22 protein-coding genes are annotated in these 25577 nt (G+C 60.2%); 9 read left to right on the forward strand and 13 right to left on the reverse strand.

From position 1 onward, the window contains the following. Nucleotides 1–21: 21 nt before the first annotated feature. The 5 genes from N430_RS26785 to N430_RS26805 all read right to left on the reverse strand — a co-directional run bounded on the left by N430_RS26785 (nucleotide 22) and on the right by N430_RS26805 (nucleotide 5063). Nucleotides 22–1338, reverse strand: coding sequence for an MFS transporter (locus N430_RS26785; RefSeq protein WP_110638520.1), 1317 nt, complete (start codon nucleotides 1336–1338; stop codon nucleotides 22–24). A 67-nt stretch (nucleotides 1339–1405) separates the two neighbouring features. Beyond that, nucleotides 1406–1930: a gamma carbonic anhydrase family protein gene (locus tag N430_RS26790; protein ID WP_110638521.1), complete on the reverse strand. Its 525-nt coding sequence runs from the start codon at nucleotides 1928–1930 to the stop codon at nucleotides 1406–1408. Beyond that, entirely contained in the window at nucleotides 1931–3133 is a 1203-nt protein-coding gene (locus N430_RS26795) for a CaiB/BaiF CoA-transferase family protein (protein ID WP_110638522.1), read from the reverse strand. Continuing rightward, nucleotides 3133–4053: a hydroxymethylglutaryl-CoA lyase gene (locus tag N430_RS26800; protein WP_110638523.1), complete on the reverse strand. Its 921-nt coding sequence runs from the start codon at nucleotides 4051–4053 to the stop codon at nucleotides 3133–3135. The genes N430_RS26795 and N430_RS26800 overlap by 1 nt, the downstream gene beginning before the upstream one ends. A gap of 98 nt (nucleotides 4054–4151) precedes the next feature. Beyond that, nucleotides 4152–5063, reverse strand: coding sequence for a LysR family transcriptional regulator (locus N430_RS26805; RefSeq protein WP_110638524.1), 912 nt, complete (start codon nucleotides 5061–5063; stop codon nucleotides 4152–4154). A gap of 546 nt (nucleotides 5064–5609) precedes the next feature. On the opposite strand from N430_RS26805, the gene N430_RS29595 reads away from it, so the two are divergent. The 8 genes from N430_RS29595 to N430_RS26840 all read left to right on the forward strand — a co-directional run bounded on the left by N430_RS29595 (nucleotide 5610) and on the right by N430_RS26840 (nucleotide 12233). Next, entirely contained in the window at nucleotides 5610–5816 is a 207-nt protein-coding gene (locus N430_RS29595; RefSeq protein WP_178083410.1) for a hypothetical protein, read from the forward strand. Nucleotides 5817–5876: 60 nt separating this feature from the next. Continuing rightward, nucleotides 5877–6743 carry an McbB family protein gene (locus tag N430_RS26810; RefSeq protein ID WP_110638525.1) on the forward strand — a complete coding sequence of 289 codons (867 nt, stop codon included), beginning with the start codon at nucleotides 5877–5879 and terminating at the stop codon, nucleotides 6741–6743. Continuing rightward, nucleotides 6740–7528, forward strand: coding sequence for a SagB/ThcOx family dehydrogenase (locus N430_RS26815; RefSeq protein WP_110638526.1), 789 nt, complete (start codon nucleotides 6740–6742; stop codon nucleotides 7526–7528). The genes N430_RS26810 and N430_RS26815 overlap by 4 nt, the downstream gene beginning before the upstream one ends. Nucleotides 7529–7531: 3 nt before the next feature. Continuing rightward, nucleotides 7532–8725 (forward strand): YcaO-like family protein, encoded by a 1194-nt coding sequence (locus tag N430_RS26820; RefSeq protein ID WP_110638527.1) that lies wholly within the window; start codon nucleotides 7532–7534, stop codon nucleotides 8723–8725. Further along, nucleotides 8722–9474: a hypothetical protein gene (locus N430_RS26825; RefSeq protein ID WP_110638528.1), complete on the forward strand. Its 753-nt coding sequence runs from the start codon at nucleotides 8722–8724 to the stop codon at nucleotides 9472–9474. The genes N430_RS26820 and N430_RS26825 overlap by 4 nt, the downstream gene beginning before the upstream one ends. Next, nucleotides 9475–10176 carry an ATP-binding cassette domain-containing protein gene (locus N430_RS26830; RefSeq protein ID WP_110638529.1) on the forward strand — a complete coding sequence of 234 codons (702 nt, stop codon included), beginning with the start codon at nucleotides 9475–9477 and terminating at the stop codon, nucleotides 10174–10176. Between the two features lie 110 nt (nucleotides 10177–10286). Beyond that, nucleotides 10287–11138, forward strand: coding sequence for a LysR family transcriptional regulator (locus tag N430_RS26835; protein ID WP_110638530.1), 852 nt, complete (start codon nucleotides 10287–10289; stop codon nucleotides 11136–11138). A gap of 99 nt (nucleotides 11139–11237) precedes the next feature. Further along, nucleotides 11238–12233: an aldo/keto reductase gene (locus N430_RS26840; RefSeq protein ID WP_110638531.1), complete on the forward strand. Its 996-nt coding sequence runs from the start codon at nucleotides 11238–11240 to the stop codon at nucleotides 12231–12233. A gap of 63 nt (nucleotides 12234–12296) precedes the next feature. On the opposite strand, the gene N430_RS29600 is transcribed toward N430_RS26840, so the two are convergent. From N430_RS29600 to N430_RS26865, 5 genes are all read right to left on the reverse strand, one after another. Beyond that, nucleotides 12297–15230: an RHS repeat domain-containing protein gene (locus tag N430_RS29600; RefSeq protein ID WP_158288803.1), complete on the reverse strand. Its 2934-nt coding sequence runs from the start codon at nucleotides 15228–15230 to the stop codon at nucleotides 12297–12299. A gap of 577 nt (nucleotides 15231–15807) precedes the next feature. Then, nucleotides 15808–17154 (reverse strand): aromatic acid/H+ symport family MFS transporter, encoded by a 1347-nt coding sequence (locus N430_RS26850; RefSeq protein WP_110638533.1) that lies wholly within the window; start codon nucleotides 17152–17154, stop codon nucleotides 15808–15810. A 133-nt stretch (nucleotides 17155–17287) separates the two neighbouring features. Then, on the reverse strand, nucleotides 17288–17605 hold the full coding sequence (locus tag N430_RS26855) for an NIPSNAP family protein (protein WP_110638534.1): 318 nt from the start codon (nucleotides 17603–17605) through the stop codon (nucleotides 17288–17290). Next, nucleotides 17605–19323, reverse strand: coding sequence for an FAD-dependent oxidoreductase (locus tag N430_RS26860; RefSeq protein WP_110638535.1), 1719 nt, complete (start codon nucleotides 19321–19323; stop codon nucleotides 17605–17607). The genes N430_RS26855 and N430_RS26860 overlap by 1 nt, the downstream gene beginning before the upstream one ends. After that, the gene (locus tag N430_RS26865) at nucleotides 19320–20147 is read right to left on the reverse strand and encodes an SDR family NAD(P)-dependent oxidoreductase (protein ID WP_110638536.1); all 828 of its coding nucleotides are present in this window, start codon (nucleotides 20145–20147) and stop codon (nucleotides 19320–19322) included. Before N430_RS26865 ends, N430_RS26860 begins: the two co-directional genes overlap by 4 nt. A 177-nt stretch (nucleotides 20148–20324) precedes the next feature. Between N430_RS26865 and N430_RS26870 the strand changes: the two genes are divergently transcribed. After that, the gene (locus N430_RS26870) at nucleotides 20325–21203 is read left to right on the forward strand and encodes a helix-turn-helix domain-containing protein (protein ID WP_110638537.1); all 879 of its coding nucleotides are present in this window, start codon (nucleotides 20325–20327) and stop codon (nucleotides 21201–21203) included. Between the two features lie 132 nt (nucleotides 21204–21335). On the opposite strand, the gene N430_RS26875 is transcribed toward N430_RS26870, so the two are convergent. The 3 genes from N430_RS26875 to N430_RS26885 are packed head-to-tail and all read right to left on the reverse strand — an operon-like array spanning nucleotide 21336 to nucleotide 25490. Beyond that, nucleotides 21336–22400: a lipocalin-like domain-containing protein gene (locus tag N430_RS26875; protein WP_110638538.1), complete on the reverse strand. Its 1065-nt coding sequence runs from the start codon at nucleotides 22398–22400 to the stop codon at nucleotides 21336–21338. Further along, nucleotides 22390–24834: an FtsX-like permease family protein gene (locus N430_RS26880; protein ID WP_110638539.1), complete on the reverse strand. Its 2445-nt coding sequence runs from the start codon at nucleotides 24832–24834 to the stop codon at nucleotides 22390–22392. The genes N430_RS26875 and N430_RS26880 overlap by 11 nt, the downstream gene beginning before the upstream one ends. Further along, complete coding sequence (locus N430_RS26885) at nucleotides 24831–25490, reverse strand: ABC transporter ATP-binding protein (protein ID WP_110638540.1); 660 nt, start codon at nucleotides 25488–25490, stop codon at nucleotides 24831–24833. The genes N430_RS26880 and N430_RS26885 overlap by 4 nt, the downstream gene beginning before the upstream one ends. Between the last annotated feature and the right edge of the window lie 87 nt (nucleotides 25491–25577).

Genomic DNA, 25577 nt, shown 5'->3' on the forward strand with positions numbered 1-25577 from the left:
CTTGTTGGAAAGCGTTGCGGTTCAGGCTTTGGGGTTTCTGACGTAGCGCATCACCACCAGGCAGGCGATCAGGATCAGCGGGGCAATCGACAGCATGCCCATGTAGCTGCTGCCGGTAAGGTCGTTGATCTTGCCGACCATCACCGGCGCGACGATGCCGCTCAGCTGGCCGACCGAGTTGATCGCCGCCGTGCCGGTGGCGATGGCCAGGCCCGAGAAAGTCGACTGCGGGATGGTCCAGAAGATCGGGATGGCGATGAAAGTGCCCGCCGTGGCCAGCACCAGCGCTGCCATCATCGCCCAGGACGAGTCCGCATACAGACAGGCCAGCAGGTAGCCCAGCGCTGACGCCAGCAGGCAATACACCAGGTAGCACTTGCGCTCGCCGGTGCGGTCCGAGCGCCGGGTCAGTAGCACCATACCGATGCAGGCCACCGCATAGGGCAGTGCCGACAGCATGCCGACCCACAGCATGTCCTGCACGCCGGACGACTTGATCAGGTGCGGCATCCAGAAGTTAAGGCCGTAGGAAGCGGTCTTCACCACGTAGTAGATGAACGCCATGATCGCCACTTCACGGGTCAGCAGCACCCGCCAGATCGACCCCAGCACCGGCTTCTGCACGCGCCGGTCCTGGGCCAGGTTCTCTGCCAGCAGGTCTTTTTCCTGGCGGCTCAGCCATCTGGCCGACTCGATGTCGCGGTCCAGCTTCCACAGCACCAGCACGCCCAGCAGCACGCAGGGCAACCCCGACATCAGGAACAGCCAGTGCCAACCCGCCAGGCCCAGCACGCCGTCCATGGTCCCCAGCAGGAAGCCCGCTGCCGGCCCGCCCACCGCGCCGGCCAGCGGCACGGCGAGGAACCACAGGCCGTTCATCTTCGCCAGGTGCTTGCGGGGGAACCAGCAGGCCAGGTAGAACAGGATCGCCGGGCCGAAGCCGGCCTCCATCACCCCGATCAGAAAGCGCAGGAAATACAGCGTGTACTGGGTGTAGGCAAACACCAGCGCCGCCGTGGCCAGGCCCCACGACACCATGATCCGGCAGATCCAGGCCGGCGCCCCGTAGCGCTTGAGGCCCAGACTGCTCGGCACTTCGAACAGCACGTAGCCGATGAAGAACATGCTCGCGGCCAGGCCATAGGCCGCGTCGCTCAGGCCCAGTTCAGCCTGCATCTGGGTCTTGGCGAAGCTGATGTTGATGCGGTCGAAGTAGGAAAACAGGAAGCAGATGATGGCCAGCGGCATGATGCGCCAGGCCACGCGACGGTACAGCAGCAGTTCATCAATGTGGCTGTCGGCGCGCTCGCGCGCCACTTCGCCAGTCAAGGCAACCATGGTGGATCTCCATTCTTGTAGTTATTGGAGAGCGACGGCGCCCGTTGTGGGCACCGCGTGCAACGGGTCAGCCAATGCGCACGAGCTTGTCCTTGAAGGCCTGGCCCTTGCGCACGTACTCGGCAGCATTGGCGTGCATGCCGGCGATGGCTTCGGGGCTCAGCTCACGCACCACCTTGGCCGGTGCCCCGAGGATCAGCGAGTTGTCGGGGAACACCTTGCCTTCGGTGACGATGGCGCCGGCACCGACCAGGCAGTTGCGGCCGATCACCGCGCCATTGAGCACCACGGCCTGGATCCCGACCAGCGCGCCGTCGCCGATGCTGCAGCCGTGCAGCATGGCCTGGTGGCCGATGGTCACGTTGCGGCCCACGGTCAGGGCAAAGCCCGGGTCGGCATGCAGCACCGCCCCTTCCTGAACGTTACTGTGCTGGCCGATGCGGATCGGCTCGTTGTCACCGCGCAGCACCGCCTGCGGCCACACACTCGCGCCCTGCTCCAGGGTGACATCGCCGATGACCGTGGCGTCCTCGGCCACGAAGGTTTCCGGGTGAAGGGTCGGTGTCAGTGTGTCATATCGATAGATCGCCATTCAGTGCGCCCCCTGGGCCAGGTCGTCGGTTTTCAGCACACCCGCCGCACACAGCTCGGCGATGTGTTCGTCGCTGTAGCCCAACTCGCGCATGACCTTGTGCGTGTGCTCGCCAATCCGCGGGATCGGCCGGCGCGGCTGCAGGCGCTGGCCGTCCAGCGACAGTGGCAGCAAGGGCATCGGCGTGCTGCTGCCATCTTCCAGCTGCAGGTCCGCCATGCCGCCGCTCTGGGTCAGGTGCGGGTCGTCGAACAACTCTTCCGGGCGGCGGATCGGCGCGAAAGGAATGCCGTTGGCCTCCAGTTCCACGGCCAATTGCCGGGCATCGAGGTTGGCGAACACCTCGGCCAGGTGCGCCAGCAGGCGTGGCCGCTGCACGACCCGGTCATTGTTGGTCGCCAGCGTCGGGTCATCGAGCAAGGCGGTCTGGCCCAGCAGCTGGCACAGGGCCTGCCATTGGCCTTCACCCGTGGCAGCAACGAACATCTGCTCGCCACCGGCGAAGGTGAACACGTCGTAGATGGCCCAGGCGCTGATGCGGTTGGGCATCGGCGCCGCCGCCTGGCCGGTCACCACGTACTGCTGCATGTGCTGGGCCGCGAGCAGCACGCAGTTCTCGTACAACGCGCTCTGCACTTCGCGACCGGCTCCGGTGGTGTGGCGCTCGTTGAGCGCGGCCAGTACACCAATGGCGCCGAACATGCCGCCCATGATGTCGTTCACCGAACTGCCAGCGCGCAGCGGGCGGCCCACCGGCCCGGTCATGTAGGCCAGGCCGGCCATCATCTGCACCACTTCGTCCAGGGCCAGGCGGTTGTCGTACGGGCCGCTGAGGAACCCCTTGTGCGAGGCATAGATCAGCCGGGGATTACGCTGGCGCAGCGTGGCGTAGTCGAAACCCAGCGTGTGCATGCGCCCGGGTTTGAAGTTTTCGATGAACACGTCGGCGCTGTCGATCAGCGCCAGTACTGCCTCACGGCCCTGGGGCGTGTCGAGGTCGACGGCGATGCATTGCTTGTTGCGGTTGAAGGTGCGGAAGAACCCCGCCCCCGCCCCGAGCAAGCGGCGTGTGCCGTCACCACGGGTGGGCTCGATCTTGATCACTTCGGCACCCAGGTCGCCCAGGATCATGCCGCAGGTGGGGCCCATGACCATGTGCGAAATCTCGACGACACGAATGCCGTCCAAAGGAAGTCTGGACATTACAAATTTCCTGGGTAGTTGAGTGGCAGGCCAGCGCGGGCGATGGCGCCGTACAGCGGTTCATCCGGCAGCGCCTCACGCAGCAACTGGCGCGAGGCGATCAGCGCTGGCAGGTCGATGCCGGTGTCGAAGCCCATGCTCTGCAGCATGAACACCAGGTCCTCGGTCACCGTGTTGCCCGACGCGCCCGGTGCGAACGGGCAACCGCCAAGGCCGGCAAGCGAGGCATCCAGCTCGCGGATGCCCTGCTGCACCGCCACCAGGCTGTTGGCCAGGGCCAGGCCACGGGTGTCATGGAAGTGCGCAGCGCGCAGGCGCTCGCCGGCTATGGCGCGCACGGCCTGGATCACCGTCGCTACCTGGCCGGGATTGGCATAGCCCGTGGTGTCGCCCAGCGAAACCAGATCGCAGCCGGCCTCGATCACTTGTAGGGTCAGCTCGCAGAGGTCGCCCAGTGGCACCTCACCCTGGCGGGTGCAGCCAAAGGCCACCGACATGCCGGCGATCATCTGCACCTCATGACGCCCCAGTTCGCTGCGCAGCTGGCACATGCGCCCCAGCTCCTCGACCATCTCCTGCGGCGTGCGGCGCACGTTGGCCAGGCTGTGGGCGGTGCTGACCGACACCGGCGCGACAATCCGCTGGGCACCAGACTCCAGTGCATCCTGCGCACCGCGCAGGTTGGGTGCCAGCACCGTCACCAGCAGGTCGGGATACGTCAGGGCATGGGCCACCACCTGTTTGGCATCGGCCATCTGCGGCAGCAGCCGGGCCGGCACGAACGAGGCGACTTCCATATGGCGCACGCCAGCGGCATAGGCACTGTCGATCCAGCGCAGCTTGGCGGCGGTCGGCATTACCGTGTGCAGGCTTTGCAGGCCATCGCGCATGCCGACTTCATTGATGGTTATTGTTGTCATCACGGTCTCTCTGTCTGAAGCGTGGGGCCAGACTAAGAGCAGCGCGACAGGCAGAAAAGACGTGTTTCACGGGCTGATCCATCGTCAGCCGCGATGGATCAATCGCGGGCTTGCCAGGCCGGCGCGCGCAGCAGCAAATGGTCGAGCAGGCGCCGCGCAGACAGGCTCAAGGCATGGCGGTCGCGCATGCAGATGACGAACTCGCCCAGCGCCCAGTCATCGGTCAACGGGATCACCCGCAGGTCGAACAATTGCGCATAGCGCGCCACCGCCTCTTGCGGGAACACCGCCAGGCCCAGGCCGAACTGCACCAGGCGATAGGCCGCGTCGAACGACGACACGTACGAGCGAAAGCGCAACGCCTTGCCCGCCGCCTCGGCGCTGTTGCGCATGAAGGTATTGAGCGTGGCGAAGGCCGACAGGCCCAGGTGCTCATAATCCAGCGTCTCCTCGAAGGCGATGCTGTCACGCCCGGCCAACGGGTGATCGGCGCCGACCACCACCGCCAGGTGATCCTGCCGGTACGGCACGAACTCCAGGTCGCCGACGGCCATGGACTTGCGGCAGATGCCCAGGTCGGCACTGCCCTCCGCCACCCCGCGTACCACGTCCGGGCTGAAACGCTCTTCGATATCGGCCTGGATCAGCGGGTTGTCGAGCATGAACGCCGACAGCTCCTCGGGCAGGAACTCCATGATCGACGACACGTTGGCCAACACCCGCACATGCCCGCGCGCGCCTTCGGCGTACTCGCTCAATTCGCTGTCCAGGCGCTCCATGGCCCGGGTCAGGCCGCGCGCATGGCGCAGCAGCGCAAGACCCGCCGGGGTCGGCTCGACGCCGCGCTTGCTACGCTTGAGCAACGCTGTGCCAAAGCGCGCTTCGATATCCGAAATCCGCTTGCTGACCGCCGACGGCGCCATGAACGCCCGCTCGCTGGCACGGGCAATGGTGCCGGCTTCGCAGACCACGATGAACAGGTGCAACGACAGGTGATCGAGGGGTTGCATGGCGGTACCTGTTGCTTGAATGGCAGCATCCTAGCACCTGCGTGGCAGGTTACGTCGCAACACGGACATTTCAATTCAGAGAGATACCGTCAAGATCGATTAGACCGGCCGGCGGGGAGTTATTTTTAACAACAGCTGCTCCGCGGCCAAAGCCGTTTTCAAAGCATGCGTGGTGAACTCGGCAACCTCTCTCCACGCGATTTTGTATTTTTTACATCCCGAAACACTATCAAACAGATTGAAAGTCACCAGGCTGCCGTTCCCAAGCTAAGCCAGGGCTGACGCAATCAGAACAATCCTAACCGTGAAAGAACTAAGTCCTACACAGCAGGCAGCTCTTTCTTACCGCCCACAAGGAACGCGACCGTAAATCTTAAGATAACCCGAAATTTCTGAAAGAATCTTCCTACAAGACCGAGGATAGCAACAAGCCGCCGACTTATAAGTCTCAACCTATCAAAATCTCGAGCCATCTTGACTTTGCTCGACAGCTCTTCAACTCTGAAAGTGCTCCGGCATTTCGGAGCAACAACCAAGGAGACTTAAATGGACAATCAATACGGCATCAATCTTATGACGTTGTCACTAGAACCTACCGGCGAAATGGAAGCGGAATTCTTTGGCGGTTCCGGTAGTGCTGGTGGGTGTGGTGGAAGTGGTGGGTGCGGAGGCGGCGGCGGTTGTAACGGCGGCAGCGGTGGCTGCTCCGGAGGCAGCAACTCCATTGACAACAACGAGCACACCCAACAATAACTAGAATGCGGGTGCCATCTTGACGAATGATAAGATGGCACTTGCCTGCAGGATCACACAATGAAAACCTTGAGAGTTTACAACTACGAAATACTCAACTTCGAACAAGAGCCCGTCATCTTTACATCAACTGGCTTCACAAAACTGGTTGACCCAAAAATCACTAACACCCTGGTTCGCCTGGGAAGCATGAACACTCAACATCTCTCCGAGGGCGATCTGGAGTCGCTTCTTCGCTCAGAGGATCTCCAACCGGAGCCTGCAACTGAATTTCTCAAATCCTTATCAGTGCTCGGAGACGAAGTTAGCTTACCCTATTTGAAGAGAGTCGTAATTTTCACCGATATGGTCATTTCTGAGTCTTTAAAAAAATTCCTAGAGGAACAGCGGCGGCAGCGATTGCAGATACTCCCTCTCCCCAATGATTTGCCAGCCATTGCCTCAAGCCCTACATTATTTGTATTTGCATGCATGAAATTGCGACCCAACTCAATAAAAAAAATGTACACCACCGTACTCCAACAGAACCCAGGCTCAGCGGCTAGCATTGGATTCGTGAGCGGCAATTACTTCCATCTGACTGAGGCGCATCTACCGGAAATTGGAAATCCCTGTGCATTCTGTACGCTCGATCGAATCTCGCACTATGAAAGATTGAGAAGTAGCCACCATTATTGGAGCCGGATATGGGCATTCTGTAGCGCGCAGAATTTAGACTTACCTTTGACCCCTATAAATGAGTACCAACGCACACTTATTTTTGGAGCCATCGTGGAGTTCGCCGATAAGCTTACGCAAGCTCCAAAACTCAGGAGCACTCAAGACCGAATACTTCTCTCACGAACTGTGAATCTACAGAACGGCTTCCTTACTGAAGACAGCAGTATCCATTGGCCTCTTTGCGAATGCATAGGAGCTGAGCAATGAGCACTTCGCATGATCAATATTTAAAATTTGTCAGCAACGAGCTTATCGATGAAGTGCTAAACTTTCATGCTAAAGGGAATTATGTCATACACCCAGCCACGCAACACTTAAGTACGCTCCATCACGTCCCCGCTGCCGATCTTGCTACGCTCTCAGGCAATGAGCTATCACTACATCCACTGCCATCATGCAGCGACAATCCATCTCTAGCCCCTCAACCGCTACCTCATCACCATCCGCTACGGCGAAATGATTCTTGCAACGACTTCAAAGCCAGTCGAATTAACTTCGAAACAACCAAGGCAATTCTTGCTCCTCTGCTGAGAAAACACAGCAGTAGCAAACGAGGCTATCCAAGCGGAGGCGCTCTTTATCCAGTCGAAGTATTCTGCGTAAACTTGAACAACCGGGTTGAGGGCTGGCCGAAAGTGCCCAGCGCATTGCACCTCTTAGCAAACTCTAGGACACTTGAAGTCCACAGCCAGACAATTGACGCTCACAAACTCTCCAGCGCCATTATAGGTTCAAGCACACAGATCGGATCGCCTGCGCTCGCACTTGTATATTACATATATTTACCCAAGGCACTTTTTAAGTATAGGCAAAGGGGGTACAGACTTGCATTGATGGAGGTCGGATCAATGTACATGCTTACAGATCTTCGCTGTAAAGAACTAGGACTCAACAGCCGTCCTTGGGCTGCGTTCACCGACCATCAAGTCACAAAGCAGCTTAATCTCAACCCCACATTATTCCTGTCCACATGCATTCAACTCATAGGTTGACCCATGAATAACTACAGCGAAATACATAATCCAGGCATTGCGGATTTTGAATTGCTTCGACCGAGTGCGGTGACATATATGCCGCACAGTGCAGAGTTAGGCTCACGGTGGAGCACATACGGGTCGAGCAGTGGATGGACTTCGGAGGTAGCCGCTACCGCCTTGGGGGAGCACCTTGAGCGCAAGCACTTCTACCTTGACATTCCGATTCATGACACTGGCCCAATGGGCAAAACCTTGACACCCGAAGAGTGCGGAGCATTCAGCAAGGCATTTGCTCAGACATCGAGCCAGATCTCAATCAACACTATCGAAAACCATGCCTTTGATCTAACTCGCGCATTTAGAATAACTGACCTCACCCCCTGCAAAATACCAACAGCTTGCATTTCACTTACGCACTCAAAAAATAATATAGACAATGCGATCTACCCTTCAAGAGACACTTGTGGCTGCAGCGTTCACCTCACTCTGGAAGCGGCAATCTTAGGCGCAATGAAGGAATCTTTCGAGCGGCAGTTCCTGCTTCGCTTCTGGTTAACTAAAACGTACACAGAAAAGATTGAGTACGATCAAGCCTGCGAACTACTGAAACAAAGCCGAAGCCTGCCACTGCTCCAGCAATTGCAATCATCTGGAAATTTGTCAATTCTGGATCTCACAGACAATCGTTTTCCTGGAAGCTGTATTCTCCTTTGCTATGGCAACGCTCAGCAAGGTTACGTGCGCGTCAGGTATTGCGCAGGCATGGCTTATGGGGACACTCGCTGCAGCGCGCTGGAAAAATCAATTATTGAATTGTGGCAGACATTTCGATTCATGCAATCTTATAACGAGAAAGATAAAATCACGGACCCTTACCTTCGACATTTCATGAGCTGCAATAAATATGAAACCTTTGAACGCATTATCAATGCTCGCCAGTCACTGCCCTCTACCCCCCCACAATCCGTCACTGAGCGCTTGACAGCCAAGAACCTTATAGATACTGCAAAAACACATGGCATAAATGGCTATCTGTATTTAAATCACATAACCACCACCCACAAGATGTTGTTTTTCTGCAAATATATTTCACCTAATTTGTTCATGCACATGAACAATGCAAGCGGACTCAACACCAACAACCACTACTCAGGCGCCTTTTTCAAGGAGATAATCGAATCTCAACTAAATGATATGGTGCCATTTCCATGAATCAATCTGCGCACCCAAAAACTTCAAAAATCAACGCCATACCAGGCATCATGAAACTTTTTCTGATTGAACATCTACGCGAACCCACCACACTGCTGTGGACAGGTATGGCACCCTGCTTGATGTTCATCCTGGTGACAGATCGCACCTCCAACCACTTTGACCAATCCTATGTAAATGCTGCGGCTTGGTTTTATTCTTACTTATCATCAAGTTTCGCTTTTTTCGGATTCAGCTTTTATCTGGTCGGAAGAAGAGAAAGCGGCTTCGTACGTTCCTTCATCTATCAACAAGGTGCTATCCGAACATTTCTGGTGTCGCATACTCTCAGCTACTCGCTCCTGAGTCTAATCTATGTGACAGGATTTTATCTTGTAACCAAACCGCTATACGGGAATTATGACTTGATAGAGTACCTGCATCTGGCCGCCTGCTTCTACACAGCCTACTTGGGATTTTCTTGCATAGGCTTGCTCGTGGTGGCGCTCCCCTTGAAATTCAGCACCACAAGCACAGTTTTTTCTCTCCTGTCATTCTGGATGTTGATTTCCGGCTACACCGGCGCCTCTCAGCATGGAAAGCTTGCTTCATCGGTTGCCTATTTCAATCCACTGTCTCTTAGCGTCCAACTTTACGATAGTCGACTACCGCTCCTAATCAGCTTTGCAATTGCAATGACGACCCTGTTGATTGGGCTCTGCGCCTCTATAAAATATTTTAGAATACAACCTGTCTGGAGTCGGTATTAATTGAAGATCTTATCCCTGACGGACCTCACATTTTCCTACCCCGCACGCCCATTATTCGACTCCATCAATCTTCATGTCGCACGAGGCGAGGCGGTCGGATTGCTTGGGATGAATGGTGCAGGCAAAACAACGCTTTTCGACCTGATATGTAAACTCAAAGCACCACAGGGGGGAGGCATTGTCAATCAAGCACAACAACAGGCTTATCTCACTCAAGTTCTCACGCCGCCTCCTTTGCTGCGGATGCATGAGATTGGCAAATTGATCAGGCTGTTTAATGCCAGAACACTCCCTCGCGCTGACGAAGCACTTACTCGTTTAGCCAGGTGGTCCGCACCGTTGGCCAAACGATACGCTGATATCGGACAAAAACGGGCGGCGACTTGCAGCTATGGCGAAGTACGCAGTTACTTCACGTTGACGTTGCTGTTAATGGAGTGCGACCTCATCATCCTTGATGAGCCCACTGCCGGCGTCGACCCTGAATTCAGGCACTTTATCTGGCTGGGCATTCAGCATGCCTGCCGTGAAGGCGCCGCCGTATTGGTATCCTCACATTACACCGAGGAAATTGCTCAACATTGCCATCGTTTTTATATGCTGGCCAACAGAAGAGTTACGGCCTTTGAAAGTGCCCAGCAGTTTTTATCTCATTACGACGCGCACTCGCTTGATGATGCGTTTATTAAAGCGTTTGTTTGATAAGCCAGCCTTCACACAATCAACCTTACTTTCTCGACACGGTGCTAAGCGCAGCGGTCGCCGTAGGTGCCCGGAGCCCGTATGATGGCCGTCCACATCCGAGGCCAGCCATGTTCGACTGGGAAGACCTGCGTCACTTTTCCGCTTTCATCAGCACCGGCTCGCTGTCGGCTGCGGCCAAGCACTTGGGCGTCGATCACGCCACCGTGGCCCGGCGTATCGCTGCGCTGGAGGCCGCCTTGAACCTCAAGCTGGTCGACCGCCGCCCCAGGGCCTACGCGCTGACCGAGGAAGGCCGCCGGGTTGGCGTTTACGCCGAACAGATGACCCAATCGTCGTTCGCCCTGGAGCACTTCGCCAATGCCGGTCAGCAGCAGGTGGAAGGCGAAGTGGTGCTGGCCGCCCCGCCCGCGCTGCTCGGCAGCATCATCGCCCGACGCCTGGGTGTGCTCATGCAGCGCTACCCGCAACTGCGCCTGAAGCTGGTCGGCAGCAAGTCGCGGGCCTCGCTGGCACGTCGCGAGGCCGATATCAGCATCACCCTGGCCAGGCCCACCGAGCCGACACTGGTCGCCAGCCTGCTGGGTTACCTGGATTACCGTTTGTACGCCGCGCCCGCCTACCTGCGCAGCGCAGGCACGCCGCGCTACATCGGCTACGACGAATCCCAGGCCAGGTCACCGCAGCAGCAGTGGCTGCTCAGCCAGACCGGCAACCCGCCCTTGGTGTTGCAGAGCAACGACCTGCGCATCCAGGCCCATGCGGCCGCGGGCGGGGTTGGCATCGCCTGCCTGCCGGCCTTCATGGCGCAGGAGCATGGCCTGGAGGTTGCCGGCAAGGACGAGCAGACCATGAGCATCGAGATCTGGCTGGCCGTGCACGAGGATGTGCGCAACACGCCGCGCATCAAGGCCGTCACCGACTTCCTGCAACAACAGGTCAAGCCGCTGCTGCGCTTGTGAATTTCTGCGGATGGCGCCTGCACCGATTCGGAATTTTCGCAGCCATCCATCACCGCTAAGCTTCCCTGCGTCGCACAACCGATTACTGAGGAGCAGCGGATGCAATACGTCAAACTGGGCAACACCGGCCTGGACATCTCGAAACTGTGCCTGGGCTGCATGACCTTCGGCGAGCCGGACGCCGGCACCCACCCATGGACCCTGGGCGAAGCCGACAGCCGCCCGATCATCCGCCACGCTGTCGAGCAAGGCATCAACTTCTTCGACACCGCCAACAGCTACTCGGCCGGTACCTCGGAAGTCATCCTCGGCAAGTTGCTGAAGGAATTCACCCGCCGTGACGAGACAGTGATCGCCACCAAGGTGTTCTTCCCCGCCAACATGTGGGAAGGCAGCACCCGCCCCAACGAACAGGGCCTGTCTCGCAAGGCGATCATGGCCAACATCGACGCCAGCCTGGCCCGGCTGGGCACCGATTACGTCGACCTGTACCAGATCCACCGGTGGGACTACCACACGCCCATCGAAGAGACCATGGAAGCCCTGCACGATGTGGTCAAGGCCGGCAAGGCACGCTACATCGGTGCTTCGTCGATGTACGCCTGGCAGTTCGCCAAGGCCCAGCAGGTCGCAGCCAGCAACGGCTGGAGCCGCTTCGTGTCGATGCAGAACTATCTCAACCTGATCTACCGCGAGGAAGAGCGCGAGATGATCCCGCTGTGCCTCGACCAAGGTGTTGGCCTGATGCCCTGGAGCCCGATGGCCCGCGGCCGGCTGACCCGTCCCCATGGGCAGCAGACCGAGAGAACCCGCACGGACATTTCCGGGCAGTCGTTCTACGAGAAGACCGAGGTGGAAGATGGCCGGGTGATCGATGTGGTCGAGCAGATTGCCGGAGAGCGTGGTGTGCCGATGGCGCAGGTGGCGCTGGCCTGGGTGCTGGGCAAGCGCGGGGTGTCGGCGCCGATTGTCGGGGCCTCGAAAGTGGCGCAGCTGGACGATGCGATTGCGGCGTTGGCGTTCCAGCTGAGTGAAGAGGAAAAAGCCCGGTTGGAAGCACCCTATATGCCGCATGCGGTGACAGGCTTCAAGTAAACAAAGGCACAGCAGATAATTGGCGATGCGCTGACCCGCATCGACAATTCGACCCTGCAATAGTCACTGCACGCGATGGTCAGTCAAAAGTACTTTTCTGGTAACTGCTCCTTTCTTTGGCACATAGCTACTCCACTCCCAAAAATTTGTTTCCCACGGAGCTTCCGTTTCAATATTGTTTTTATAGAAGCTGATACGCCCTTCGAGTTGCTCGCGATTTCTAAATGCATAACGCAGTTCACTGGCCGTGATTGACTGCCCTGCCTCTCCATCCTTACTAATTACCGCAGCAATATCTATCTCATCAAGCACGAAATGAATATGACCAGAACCATTGGCAGCCATGGCAAGGCCTAGCTTGCTCGCGCGCTTCCAAAACAGGTTAGGAGCCACACCCTTTGGGTCATCCAAGCTACCATCCCACTGATGATAGTTAGTCTTCGAAGGAGACAGCTTGACCTCGTCATAAATTGCGGCCACATTGAATTTATCAACAATATCGCCCATTTGAAAATACGCAGCCCACAAAGGAAATTTGTGCTGCGACTTCAAATCAGTGGCAATGTTTGACGGAATTTTCAATCTCTGCCCGAACTGCTTAGGCGAAACGGGAGGAACCAATCTTACTTGCCCAGCGTGCCTTCCCCTCAACATTTCTCGCCGCATATCCGACGCTACCGATGCATTTCTCATCGTTATCAACCCGGAAACCGCGTTATTATAACGATCTATTGTTAGTGGCGTTGACCCGTCAGCGACAGCATTGTGAATCAAGTCAGTTATATATTTGTGCCGCGGAGCCACGCCTGACCCTTCCACCGTAGGGAAAGACAGACCATAAATCAAATCCCCCCTCGCCGGTTCAAAGTTTCTAACTATGTCGAAATCAAGAATTTCTTCTGCATGCCCCACACTCGCCTCTTCGGCTTGCAGGCCATTTTTGTCAACAAGCGTTGCTGGGTTATTCCTGACCATCCGATACAGATTGACCCCGTCCAATGCACCGAATGGATCGGATGAAAGCCAGCGGCCCGCCCACCACTGATAATAGCGACACCCATAATAATAGAGCCCCGTTGCATCGCGCTCCTTGCCCGAATAACGAAACACTTTATAGCTTACCTCTACCACATTGCGTGCGCTAAATATGGATGTTCCTCCATACGGGTAAAACTCTTCGGCGCTGATAACGTTTCCTTCTCCGTCTATTTCCAAACCTACGCTGCCGATGAGATTGCCATAGCTGAAGCGTACCTGCACCTCACTCAGTTCCTGCGGCTTGCCGCACTCCCAGTGTAAAACTCGTACCTGCCCCCGTCCCGAACTGTCCAAAGTGATTGCTTGCAAATGTTCTCTTGTGACACCCCCGATGTATTTGGTGTGGAGCTCCAGCCCAGGCAAATAGTGCACCCTTAGCGACTGCATGTTGTTATTCACTGCACGCTCGCTGAACTTTAACACTCGCTGACTGCAAGCATCATAACGATAAAGCTCCACGTCATCCTCTGAACCGACACGTACCACTGGCGTTACCTTGTGCAACGTATTGCGCGACGTCCAAAATAATTCTCTATTTGTCTGAAGCAATTTTTGTTGCCCCCCTGCAGTAAAGAAACCCTCCACCTCAGCAGGATCTTCAGTTAAAGAGCCAAGCACCCCTCTGTTGCTTCGATTGCTAATTAAAATTGCAGTCGAATGATGATTCCCGCTGGCGGGCGCATGATGACAAATCCGCATCAAGTTACCGGCATCATCATATTGGTACGTACGCGTATAGTTGACATACGCCGAATCATCTGAGGTGCCAGGCAGAAAGCAAGTGGACGAATTGATACGCTGATGACCTGTGGCCATTTCGCGCCCAGAAACACAAACGAGTTGATACAAACTATCATAGACATAGTTACTTTCGGGCTTTACTTCCTGATTGCGCCAAAAGCGCGTCTTTTCCGCATCATTGCACTCACTCAAAACATTACCTGCCGGGTCATATTTGTAGTGCAAATCCTGCAGCACTCTTGCGCCTAATGCAGCAGGAATGCTGCGCTGAATTTTTATTCCATTTAAGCGATGCGTCTGAGCGTTATATGTGTAAGAAACAACCACCCCATTGCTGTGCTCCTCACGCATTAATTGACCCGAAGCAGAATAGGTCTGCGCTATAGCAACCTCCATCTCAACGCCTGCCTCCAGCTTCAACCGCCTATTGAATAGACTGCCTGCAAGATCATAGACTGACCACTGAATATTGCCCATTGCATCGGTACGAGATAGTGCTGCGCCGGTGGAATCCGCTATGGTCAAAAACTTATATGACTGGGCATCCAGCATCTCACTCCAGGCAGCAGCGTCCACCCCCTGCCAGTCTGCAATAATGTCCGGTTTGCTCGCCTCCTTTAAGAGACGGTGGGTAACGGATAACTGAGCGCCAAACAGGCTTATGCTGTCGATTTGCAACAGCCCTGCCGTGTGGAAGTGCCCTGCGCACCGCCCAGCGAGATTATGTGCCTTTTCCGCATCACTGTTTCCGGCATACTGAAAGCGTTCAGTAATCAGCGTGGTTGCACCTGCACGTTGCTCCGTTACCTTCTCGGGACGCCCGGCTAGCGTTGCGTGCTCGTATTGAATACTACATAGCACCGCTCCACCTCTATCTTCCGAACCCTCATCAGCGATAGCGATACCTCCGACCCTACTCAATGATCGCCCAGCAACGTCGTTCAAATTAAGAACCCTGCCAGAGTCCGCACCGCATGTGCGTATGGCGTGGCCGTTCAGATCTGACTGGTACGAAAAATTCGCCCGAGCCGCCTCGTGCAATCTTGGATCTGCAGTGCGGATCACGAAGCCTTGGGGACTGTACTGATGACGGGTAATGCGTGAGTCTACGGCATCAGGGGAATCAGGGTGCCAGTGATAGGCGATGGATCTTACATTCAGGTTACGATTATCGAAAACTTTAACTGTCGGTGTTGTCATAGCCAAAGATAATTTCATGTCCATACCTGCTCGTACTGTTTGCCGGCAACGTGACCTGAAATGCACCGGCCAAAACAATAATTTGAACCGAAAGCTGTTCATACAAACTGACTGACATACGTGAAGTTTTCTCCGAACGGAGGGTGCTCCAGTTGGCTGGCGAAGAACTGCCTTTATGTAATCAATCACTGCTCCAACGATGGTGAGCTCTTCTGCTTCTCCATCGGGTATCTCTACCTCAAATTCTTCCTCCAGAGCCCTAACCAGTTTCACTTGTGTTGAGGGAGTCGGCGCCGAGGTCATTCAACGAATGATGACTCATCTTTCAATTGCTCAGGCTCGCTCCCCAGATTGCCCAATCTTTATAACGCGCTCTCCGATGGTGCTCATGACACGCTCCCTTGAATTGCTATGTTAGGTATACCGCCCATGAAGATCTTGCGGAACTGGCAAAAATGACAGTTGCCGGGGTCGATAACGCGTCAAAGAGTTGCCGATCAATACAGGGGATGTGACATCAGCTACGCCCAGCCTCTAACACGTTGGGGCTGCGAAATTGCGCGCAGTGTCGTCGCCAAACGGGTTCTGGTCAGCCTTACGACGACCGGATCAGATCTGTACTCATGTCAGCCTTGACGCGCCAGCCCTGCAGCAACACCGCCAGTGCCGCCAACCCCGCCGGTACCAGCAACGCGGCAAACACCTGGGCGAAACTCCAGCCCAGCGCCAGCATCTGGGCACCGGCAAAGGCGCTGAGGATGGCACCGAAACGGCCGATGCCACTCATCCAGCTGGCCCCGGTGGCACGCGCCTCGGTCGGGTAGAACGCCGCCGCCAGTGCATTCATGCCCACGCTCGCGCCGTTCAGGCCAAAGCCCACGGCCCAGGCGATAGCGCACAGCCAGGCGAAATCACCGGCCACCTGGCCAATCGCGGAAATCACCGCGCCACTGAACAGGAAGGTCAGCATCAGCACCCGTTGCGGGTGGCAGCGGTCCATCGCCCAGCCCACCGAAACTGCACCGACCGGCCCGCCGATCTGGAAGCAGGCGGTGACGATGGCGGCTTGCGACACCGAGAAGCCACCGCCCTCCTTCACCAGGGTCGGCAGCCAGCCGCTGAACAGGTAGACCAGGAACAGCGCCAGCACATAGCCCGTCCACAGCATCAACGTGCCGAAGCGGTAGCGTGGCGAGAGGATGGTGCCGATGGCGCCGCCCTTGTGCGCGCTGGCGGCGGGCACCACGAAGGTGCTGTCGGGCCCGCAGTGTGCCGGTGCCAGGCGCTGGACGATGCGCCGGATGCGCTGCGGGTCGGCACCCTGGCTGACCAGGAAGGTCACCGATTCGGGCAGGCGCCAGCACAGCAACGGCAAGACCAGCAGCGGCAACACCCCGCCCAGCGCCAGCACGCTGCGCCAACCCAGGTTGGGGATCATCCAGGCGCTGACGAAACCGCCCAGCGCCGCACCCAGCGAGAAACCACAGAACGCCAGGGTAATCAGCAGCGAGCGGCTGCGCGCCGGGGCGTATTCGCTGACCAGGGTACTGGCGTTGGGCATTGCAGCGCCCAGGCCCAGGCCGGTGAGAAAGCGCAGTGCGACCAGGGTTTCCAGGTTGGGGGAAAAGGTCGAGGCCAGGGTCCACAGGCCGAACAGCAGCACGCTGCCGAGCAGTACCGCCTTGCGCCCGTAACGATCGGCCAAGGGGCCTGCGACCAGAGCACCAATGGCCAGGCCGATCAGTGCGGCGCTGAGCACCGGGCCGAGGGCCTGGGCACCGAGTTGCCATTCGCTTTTCAGTTGCGGGGCGATGAAGCCGATGATGGCGACGTCCAGGCCGTCCAGGGCAATGATCAGGAAGCCGAGGAAGACTACCCATTTCTGGTAGGCCCCGATGGGTTGCTGGTCGATCAGTTGGCGTATGTCGATTGGATTGTTCATTTGCCTAACCTCTTGTTGTTCTTATTGAGGCCATTCGCGGGCACGCCCGCTCCCACAGGTACTCCATAGTCCTGAGGATCACTCATAACCTGTGGGAGCGGGCGTGCCCGCGAAGAGGCCGGAACAGGCAACATCAATGGCGCAGTTGCACCGGCTTGATGATCCGCGTCTCCTGTGCCACCACCAGGTCGCGGGTAGCCTGCAGGTACGCAGCAAAATCCGGGTCGGCATCACGCGCCGCGCTGCGCCGCTCGAAATCCTCCAGGCTGTCATAGCCCCACAGGTGCACCACCTGGTTCAGCGGCCCGATGCTGCTCACGTAGAACCCCAGCGGTGTACCCAGGTGCCGGCGCAGAATGGGCATGGCCAACTGCTCGAAGGCTTCGAGAAACGCCGCCATGCCGCGCGGCCGGATGGTGTAGATGCGGTGGTCGACAATCGCCTTGTCCATCACGCCACCTCCCGTGCCGGGTCGGCACTGGCCAGCCCCTGCTCGACCCCGGCCAGGTGCCGCCCGGTGATGTAACCGAAGGTCATGATCGGCCCCAGGGTGATGCCCGCGCCGGGGTAGTTGCCGCCCATGATGCTGGCCCGGTCGTTGCCCACCGCATACAACCCGCTGATGGCGCGCCGCTCACCATCGAGCACCTCGCCAACCACGCTGGTGCGGATGCCATCGAAGGTGCCCAGGTCGCCCATGACCACCTTCACCGCAAAGTACGGCCCCTCGCCCAGCGGCGCCACGCAAGGGTTTGGCTGTTGTTGCGGGTCGGCCAGGTAGCGGTTGAACGTGGTGCTGCCGCGGCCGAATTGCCGGTCCTCGCCTTGCACCGCGCCGAGGTTGTACTCGCGCACCGTACGCTCCAGGCCTTGGCCATCAATGCCCGCCCTGGCTGCCAGCTCGGCGAGGGTGTTGCCCTTGAGCAGGTAGCCATTGCGCAACAGCGGCCCCAGCGGCATCGGTGACGGTTTGGCATAGCCCAGGCCGTACCTGGCCAGGGTGCGCCGGTCGCAGACCAGCCACATGGCGGTCTCTGGGTGGTCGGCACAGGCTTCGATCAGTGCCGCGCCGACATCGTGATACGAGTTGGATTCATTGGTGAAGCGCTGGCCTGAGCGCAGTACGCCGATCACCCCAGGCTTGTAGCGATCGAGCAAGTGCGGGAATGCCACAAGCTTGCCACCCGCCATCGGCACCTTGGAGACCGGCATCCACGCCGCCGCGGCCTGCAGGCGGATATCCACCTTGCCACCCAGCGCCTCGGCCATGCGTGCGCCGTCGCCCGTGTTGCCGGCCGGCACCGGAGAGAAATGCTCACCGCCACGGCGCACATGCGGGTAGGCCTGTTGCAGGCGCTGCAGGTCATGGGAGAAACCACCGCACGCCAGCACCACGCCGCGGCGCGCCTCGATGCGCAACTCGCCGCCCTGTTGCTGGGCCAGAGCCCCGCTCACCCGCCCGCCTTCGCGCAGCAGCTGCCGCGCCGGGGTGCCAGTGAGGATCGGGATGCCCAGGTCCAGCGCCGACTTCACCAGCCGTGCCGCCAGGGCATTGCCACTGGTGACCTGGGTGCCGCGGCGGTACAGCAGCAGCTCCTTGAAATGGGTCAGCAGCCGTTTGGCCACATAGGTGAACGAGGCCAGCGAACGGGTGACGTTAAAGAAGTGCTTGAGGTCGGCATTCGACGAATTGAACATCATGCCGATGAAGGTGATGGTCTTCAGCGGCGGGCGCAGCCGTGCCATGTCCGCACCGAGGCCGCGGATATCGTAGGGCGCAGCCAGGATCGAGCGGCCGATATCGACACCGCCCCCGACCTGCGGGTGGTAGTCCGGGTACAGCGTGGGGACGAACCTGACCGTGGTCTCGCGCTCGAAAAACTCGACCATCTGCGGCCCGTACTGCAAGAACGCTTCCACGTCAGCCGCATCGAAACAGGCACCGCATTCGTTGCGCAAGTAGGTCAGCGCCTGGTCATGGCTGTGGTTCGGGTCATGCCGGTTGCCCGGTACCCACAGCACGCCGCCGGAAAACGCCGTGGTACCGCCGAAGCAGTCGTCCTTCTCGATCACCACCACGTCCAGGCCATGCTTCTTCGCGGTGATCGCCGTCGCCAGGCCACCGGCCCCGGCGCCGATCACCAGCACATCGCAGCTGCGCGTGTTCATGCCTTCACCCCCTCGAAGCCGGGGCGCGGGATCAGCGCCATGGGCATGCTCTCCAGGCCACCATCCACGGTCAGCTCGGCACCATTGATGTAGTCGGCGCGGGGGCTGGCGAGGAACAGCACGGCGTCGGCGATATCCTGCGGCTCGCCGATGCGCTGGTTGGCGGTCATCGCGCTGCGCTGACGTTCCACCTGCGGGTCGGCATAGAACGCCGCCGACAGCGGCGTGCGGATCAGCCCCGGGCACACGGCATTGCTGCGCACGCCACGCGGCCCCCACTCCACGGCAATCTGCCGCGACAGCATGCTGACCCCGGCCTTGGCCGCGCTGTAGGCGCCGCTGTTGGGCTGCGGGTAATGCGCGGCAATCGATGCCACATGCACGATGCGCCCCTGGCCACGGGCAAGCATCGCCCGACCGAAGCCTTGCGCGCACAGCAGGTAGCCGCTGAGGTTGACCGCCAACACCTGGTTCCACTGTTCCAGGCTCAGCGCCTCCAGCGCCCCCGGGCGCAGCACGCTGGCATTGTTCACCAGCACATCGCAGCGCCCATGCAGCGCCTGCACCTGGGCGGCGGCCTGTTCGACGCTGGCCGGGTCGGCGATGTCGCAGCCCAGCGCGCTGACTTCGCCGACACTGTGCTCACCCAGGCTGGCGGCAAGCTCGCGGCACTTGTCGAAATCACGGTCCAGCAGCACCACGTGGGCCTGTTGCTCGACCAGCGCGGCGGCCAGCGCCGCACCGATGCCACCGGCCGCACCGGTGACCACGCAAACGGCTGAATCCAGGCCCAGCCAGTTGGAGGAAATCTTGTTGTTATGCATGCTGCTCTCCAGAGTGTCGCTTGATCTGGTGAACAGCCTAGGGCCGAGGGGCTGGCCGGCAGAATGGACAAAACCTGCAAGCGTCGCCACATTCCGGTCAATTTCGTGCCTGCCACCTGAAGCCCGCGCCTGGCTGTGGCACAGTGACCGGGTAGCGATCAGAACAATTACAACAACATGAACAAGATCCCCAACTACGCCCTGTACGGCGAAACCGCGCAGCCGGTGTGGCACGAGTCCCTGCATGTGGAGCAGATCTCCCAGCGCTCCGGCGCGCACAACTGGGAAATCGCCGCGCACCGCCACGACGGCCTGCTGCAGCTGCTGTACCTGCAGAGCGGCAGCGGCGAAGTGCTGTTCGACAGCGAGCGCGTGCAGGTTTGCGCACCTTGTGTGGTGTATGTGCCGGCGCAGGTGGTGCACGGTTTCCACTGGGCCGGCCAGGTCGAAGGCCAGGTGATTACCGCTGCCCAGCCACCGCTGGAGAGCATCGCCCAGGTGCTTGCGCCCAACCTGCTGGCCTTGATCCGCAAACCCCAGGTCATCGCCCTGCCCCATTGGCCCGCCGAGGAAGACCCGCTGCTACCGCTATGCCTGGCCCTGCGCGAGGAATACCACAACCGCGCCCGCGAGCACGTCGCCAGTAGCATGGCGCTCTTGTTGACCTTGATGATCCAGGCCCTGCGCCATGCCCAGGAGGCCCCTGACCTGGCGCAGCGCCCGGCGTCACGGCGCAGTCAGCAACTGACCGGGTTTCGTGAACTGGTGGACAGGCATTACCGCGAGCACCGCCCGTTGGGCTTCTATGCCAGTGAACTGGGCATGACCCTGGCGACGCTGGGGCGCTTGTGCCAGGAGCATCTGGGGATGACCCCGATGAATGTGATCAACGCCCGGCTGGTGCTGGAGGCCAAGCGCGTGCTGAGGCATTCGGATGCCAGCGTGAAGGCGATTGCCCATGAACTGGGGTTTGCCGATGTGGGGTATTTCAGCCGGTTCTTTCGCAAGCAGTGTGGGGTGAGCCCGAGTGCGTTTCGCGGTGACAGACCTGTTTGATGTACTGCCTGTGCCGGCCTCTTCGCGGCTGAAGCCGCTCCCACAGGTACCGCGCAGCCCTTGAGGTAGAAGAGATCCCTGTGGGAGCGGCTTTAGCCGCGAAGAGGCCCTCAGCACCCGTACATGACTAAGCTAATACCCCGTCATCTCCAGATACCCCCGCCCTTGCGTACTGCCACTCACCCGCACCGGCCCTTCCCAGTAGGGAAAGCGCGTGCCCATCCAGGCCTTGGCCTGCACCGCCTCGACTTGCACATCCAGCTCCACTGCGGGCACTTGAACCCGCCAGCGGGTCGGCACGCGCTTACCGTTGGCCTGATCGGTCCAGGCCAACGGCGTCAGCTCGACCTCAGCCCCCTGCAGCGCCCGCACCTGCCCGTCAGGCCCAACCCAGGTTCCAGCGCGGTACGGCTGCCCCTGTTCCTCCCTCACCTGAAACAACATCAGTTTGGCGCCACTGTCCAGATGCAGCGAAAACCAGTCCCAGCCGCTTTGCCCGGCCGCCAGCGGCTGGCTGCTCCACTCCCGGTCAAGCCAGGCCTGCCCGGTTACCGCAATGCGCTGCCCGTTCCGCTCGACCTCGCCGCTGACCTGGTAGAACGGCTGGCTGTAATAGTACGAAGCCTGGCCCTTGCCGGACTTCTCGCTGTAACCCCGGTCGCCGTGCAGCACCAGCGGCTTTTCGCTGGCCAGGGCCAGGTCATAGCTAAAACCCTGGCCGCTGGCACGCATCTGCAAACGGTGGATGTTGTCATCGCCTTGCAGCGACCAGTCGTTGATCCACGCCCGGAACGGCCCGGTTTCGACGCCGGCCTGGTCGATGCCACCGCGTGCCAGCGTTTCGCTGACCTGGTGACCGCTCGGGTCGGTCAGGGCGGCGTGGCCCATCCACAGGTTGGGGCTGTTCCAGCTATGGGTCTCAGGGCCGGGGCGCAAGGCTGAGCGAAACAGCGTCCATTGCACGCCCCAGTCACGGCCCTGGGCATCGCGCAGGTTGGCGGTGACGTACCACCACTCGATGCGGAAGCCATCGTGGGCGCCATGGTCGCGGGGGAATACCAGCGCGGTGTTGCGTGTGACCTGCCTGAACGCCGCCGCCTCGGCACCGAGGCCGGCATAGCTTCTGGCCGGCGGCGCAGGCGCGTCACACCCGGCCAGCAGCAGGCAGGCCAGCAACAGCCAGGTTTCAACTTTCATCGGCGAACCGCCGCAACAGCTCGCCTGGCTGGCGCCGCGCCAATTGCCACAGCGGCCAGGCACTGGCCAGCAGGCTGGTCAGCACCCCGAGCGCGGCCAATTGCACGAGCTGGCTGGCAAACACATGCCAGGGCAGCCGCCAGCCGAATGCCTGCACGTTGACCACCGCCACCAGGCACCAGGCCAGCAGCAACCCGAGGGGGATCGCCAGCAGCACGGTGAAACCGCTGAGCATCAGCATCTGGCCCAGGCTCAGCCAGGCCAGCCAGCGGCGCGGCACACCCAGCGCCCACAATGGTGCGAGCTGCCCGAGGCGCTGCTGGCCCAGGGTCAGCTGACTGATGAACAGTGCCACGCCAGCGACGCCGAGGGTGAGGCTGTTCAGGGCTGCGGTGACGGCAAAGGTGCGGCTGAATATCTGTGTCGACCAGGCTTTAAGGCTGGCCTGCTCGACCACTTGCGATTCGTCCAGGCCGAAGCGCTGCTGCAAGGTGCCCTTGACCGAGGCTATCTGCCCGGGCCGGATCAGCAGGCTAAGGCCGCTCAGGCTAGCCGCCGCATGCTGGCGCAGCCAGTCGGCATTGACCAGGACATGCCCTTTCGGGTTGCCATAGTCGGCGTGAATGCCCACCACCCGCATGCCTTGTGGCGGGTCGGCCGGCAACTGAACTTCATCCCCAATGCCCACGCCCAGGCGCCGCGCCAATTGTTCGCTCAGCATGGCGCCCTCCCCGTTGGCCACCTGCTCCCATGCTTTCGGCGCCTGTTCAAGCAATGGCCAGTGGCTGCGGTAGAACGGATGATCGATCACCCCTTGCACCTGCACCGGCCACTGTTGCAGGCGCCATTCCACCCGCCAGCTTGGCAACACGACACTGACGTCAGGGTCATGCTGCAACTGCTGAAAGACCTGCAGCGCCTGAGTGCTGTCGCGGGGTGTGACATACAGGTCCGCAGCCAGGCGCTGGTCGAGCCACCCGACAAAGGTGCGGCGGAAACCTTCGGTCATGCCGCCCACGCCGACGCTGGCGGCCAAAGCCAGTAGCAATGCCATCAGCGCCAGGCTCAGCGCCGGTAACTGCTGGCGGCTGTCGGCGACGAACCACTGCGCCAGCGGTCGCCGGGTAAACCGCGCCAAGCCAGCGAGCAACAGGGCCAGCGCACCCGGCAACAACAATGCGGCCGCCAGCAACAGCGCGGCAAGCAGGGTGAACGCACTGGGCAAATTGTTGCCCAAAGCGCCGCAGCCCAGGGCAATCAGCGCCAACCCTGCCGCGGCCAGTGCCTGGCGCTTCAGCCAGGGCACCTGGGCCAGGCGCCAGGCCTGAGGTTGAGCCAATGCCAGCAAGGGCAAGCGCGCTGCGCGCAGCAGGCTGTCGATACCCGCCAGCAAGGCGCCGAGCAGGCTCACGGCAATGCCCACCAGCCACCAGTACAACGGCAGATGCAGGTGCCCGGATACCTGGGCGCCATACAGGCCACGCAGGCTGGAAGCAAAATCGGGCAGCAACAGTGCTGCCAGCAGATAGCCCGCTGCCACACCTGCCAGGCCACCCACCACGGCGAACAACCCAAGTTCCAGCGCCAGTGCCGTCAGCAACACCCTCAGGCTGACACCACAGGCGCGCAAGGTGCGCATCAGGCCCCGTCGTTGCTCCAGCGCCAAGCCGATCGCCGCATGGGCGATGAACAACCCGACCACGAAGGCCAGCAGGCCGAGGGCCGTCAGGTTCAGATGAAAGCTCGCGGTCAGGCGTTGCAGGTCGGTGTCATCGTCCGCTGGCTGTACCTGCAAACGTTCGGCGAAGGCCGGCGGCAACGGCTGATCGGTGTCGCTGATCAGCTGTGAAAGCTGACCCGGCGCACCCAGCAAGGCCTGGGCCACGCCAATGTCGACCAGCATCACGCCGGGCGCCAACTGTTCATTGAGGATCAGCGGCGGTAACGCCTGGCCATCGACCGTGCGCAGCCTGCCCGCCAGTTGGCGCAAGGTATCCGGCCCGACCCAGGCTTGCCCAGGTGCGCCGATGAAGGCCTGCAAGTCGAAGCTCGCCGGGTCGGCACCAGCGACGGCCATGCCCGGCAGCAGGCTCAGCGGCTCGATGCCGATCAGCCTGACGGAGACGGCTGGCTCGCCGGCCAGGCGCAGGCGCCCCTCCAGCACTGGCGTCACCTGCCAGCCTTGCCTGCGCAGTTGCACGTAAAGCGCCTGGTCGAAACGCTGCCCATCGCGGGCCACTATCTGCCGGTGCGCCGCCCCGCTCAGCACGGCGCTGGCCTGGGCATAGTCGCTGCGCGCCTGGGCGTTGAGGGCCTGAACGCCGGTCCACAGGGCCGTGGCCAGCCACAGGCCGGTGAAGATGCTGAGGCACTGCAAGCGATGGCGCCACCAATGGCTGCCCAGCGCCTGCAGGGCGATCAGCAGGTGGTTCATGATCCTTGCACCCGGCCCTGGTGCAGCACGCAGCGGTGCTGCAGGCAGGCGGCCAGGCGCGGGCTGTGGGTCACCATCAGCACGCTGCTGCCGGCCTCGCCGACCAGTTGCAGGAGCAAGGCCAGCACCTCGTCGCTGCTGGCTTCGTCGAGGCTGCCGGTGGGCTCGTCGGCGAGCAACAGCGCCGGCCGGCTGGCCAGTGCCCGGCCGATGGCGACCCGTTGCTGCTGACCGCCCGACAGCTGCTCTGGATAGCGGTCCAGTAAAGCCGCCAAGCCCAGGCGCTCGGCCAGATAGGTAAGCCACTGCGGGTCATGGCGCTTGGCCAGGCGCGCCTGAAAGGCCAGGTTGGCGGCCACGTCGAGGCTGCTGATCAGGTTGTACTGCTGGAACACCAGGCCGATGCCCTCCCGACGCCAGCGGGCCAGGGCGGATTCGCCATGGCCGTGCAAGGGTTCGCCGTCGATGAGGATGCGCCCGCTGTCGGCACGGTCGAGGCCGGCGACCAGGTGCAGCAAGGTGCTTTTGCCACTGCCGGATTCGCCCATAAGGGCCAGGCTGCTGCCGCGGGAGAGGGACAGGTCGACACCGCGCAGGACCTGGAGCGGGCCCTGGGCGGTGGGGAAGGATTTTTGCAGGTGCTCGATGACCAGCATGGGGCGTTACCCTTTAGGCGGTAATTTCCGGGGGGCATGCCTTGAAGTCTATAGCGCCTGGGAGATCGAGCGCCGCCCGCGCGGCGC

The sequence above is a fragment of the Pseudomonas sp. CC120222-01a genome, assembly GCF_003097235.1.
In the GTDB taxonomy this organism is placed as follows: domain Bacteria; phylum Pseudomonadota; class Gammaproteobacteria; order Pseudomonadales; family Pseudomonadaceae; genus Aquipseudomonas.